The sequence below is a fragment of the Pseudoroseomonas cervicalis ATCC 49957 genome, assembly GCF_000164635.1.
Lineage (GTDB): Bacteria > Pseudomonadota > Alphaproteobacteria > Acetobacterales > Acetobacteraceae > Pseudoroseomonas > Pseudoroseomonas cervicalis.
Genome location: NZ_GG771014.1, coordinates 1 through 1,705 on the forward strand (window position 1 = coordinate 1; position 1,705 = coordinate 1,705).

A 1,705-nucleotide genomic window follows, 5' to 3' on the forward strand; every position below is an offset into this window, starting at 1 on the left:
CGCGCTCCAGCGCCGCGCCCTCGCCCTGGCGATACTGCCGCAGGCGGAAGGGGCCGCTGCCCAGCGCGGCGGCGCCGCTGTTGAACGCGGCCGGGCCGGCCGTCGCGGCGATGCGTTGCGGCACCACCAGCAGCGTGGTCAGCCCGTTCGGCAGCAGCGGGCCGGGGCCATGGGTGCGCAGCAGCAGCCGCCCCGGCCCCGCCACCTCCACCCGGTCCAGCCCCAGCAGGAAAGGGGTGTAGCGGCCGGGGCTGTTCGGGATGGTGGCGGCGCGGTGCAGGCTGGCGGCGACATCCTCGGCGGTGACCGGCGCGCCATCGGCGAAGCGCGCCGCCGGGTCCAGCCGGATCTCCCAGCCATCACCGCCCGGCAGCGGCGCCCAGCCCTGCGCCAGCATCGGGCGCAGCCGGCCATCCGGGGTCCATTGCAGCAGCGCCTCATAGACATGGCGGTGCAGCGCGAAATTGGCGGCATCGGCGTGGAAATGCGGGTCCGCCGTAGTGGGCGGCGCGGCCAGCCCCAGGCGCAGCTCGGCCGCCCCGCCCGGCCTGGCCAGGGCGAGGGCCAGCAGGGCGGCGAGCGGCAACAGGGCGGGGCGGCGCGCGGGGCGGTCGATCACCCCTGGCTTATAGACCAGCGCAAGCGCGCCGCCGAACCGCGTCAGGCGCCATAGCCGCCATCGATCGCCAGCACCGTGCCGGTGATGAAGGAGGCCTCCGGGCTGGCCAGGAACAGGATGCCCGCCGCGACCTCCTCCGGCTCGCCGAAACGGCCGAGCGCCGTGCCGCCGCGCTGCGGCGCCGCGAAGGGGCCGTCCGCCGGGTTGCGCTCCGTGTTGATCGGCCCGGCCTGCACCACATTCACCGTGATGCCGAGCGGCCCGAGATCGCGCGCCGCGCCCTTGGTGTAGCCCACCACCGCGGCGCGGGAGGCGGCGTAATCCGCCAGCCCCTGCGCCCCCACATGCTCGGCCACCGCGCAGCCGGTGGTGATGATGCGCCCGCCCTGCCGCATCAGCGGCGCCGCCGCGCGGATCGCGGTGAACACGCCACGGATGTTGACCGCCGCCTGCGCCGCCAGATGCGCCCCGTCGATATCCGGGTCGTCCACCGCGCCGGTGACGAAATGCGCCGCGTTGTTCACGAGGATGTCCAGCGCGCCGAATTCCTGCACCACGGCGCGCACCAGGCGGTGGATGTCATCCACCCGCGCCTGGTCGGCCTGGTAGGCGATGCCGCGCCCGCCGCGCTGCTCGATGCCGCGCACCACCTCGGCGGCGCGGCGGGCGTCCTGGCGGAAGCTGATGGCCACCGTGGCACCCGCCGCCGCCATGCCCAGCGCCGCCGCCCGCCCGATCCCGCGCGACCCGCCGGTGATCAGCGCCACCTTGCCCATCAGCTTCACCGACACGCCGCCATCCTCGTCCTGGCCATGGCCTCCGCCTAGGCGCTGTGGCGCGCGGCAGCTTGGCAGGGCGGGCAGGGCGCGGGCTTGGACGAAACGGCTCTTGGAGAAGGCCAGGCAAGCAAGGGAAGAGGTTCTTTTTTGGAAAAAAGAACCAAAAAACTTTTGTCAGTGGGAAGAAAGCTGCGCGCGCGCGGCGCGGAGGTCGGGCGTGTCCGCATCCGCGGCGAAGCGGGCGAGGTAGCCAGCCAGGCGGGCACGGTCCCCGGCGCCCGGGCGGCCCAGCGCGGCCAGGCTGGTC

The 1,705-nt window shown here is 74.6% G+C and carries 2 protein-coding genes; both read right to left on the reverse strand.

Annotation, left to right across the window (positions count from 1 at the left end; all coding sequences use genetic code 11):
• Nucleotides 1-619: ABC transporter substrate-binding protein (locus HMPREF0731_RS21325; protein WP_007006319.1), on the reverse strand; the 619-nt coding region annotated here is incomplete at its 3' end.
• 41 nt (nucleotides 620-660) lie between these two features.
• Entirely contained in the window at nucleotides 661-1,410 is a 750-nt protein-coding gene (locus tag HMPREF0731_RS21330) for an SDR family NAD(P)-dependent oxidoreductase (RefSeq protein WP_007006320.1), read from the reverse strand.
• Nucleotides 1,411-1,705 lie beyond the last annotated feature (295 nt).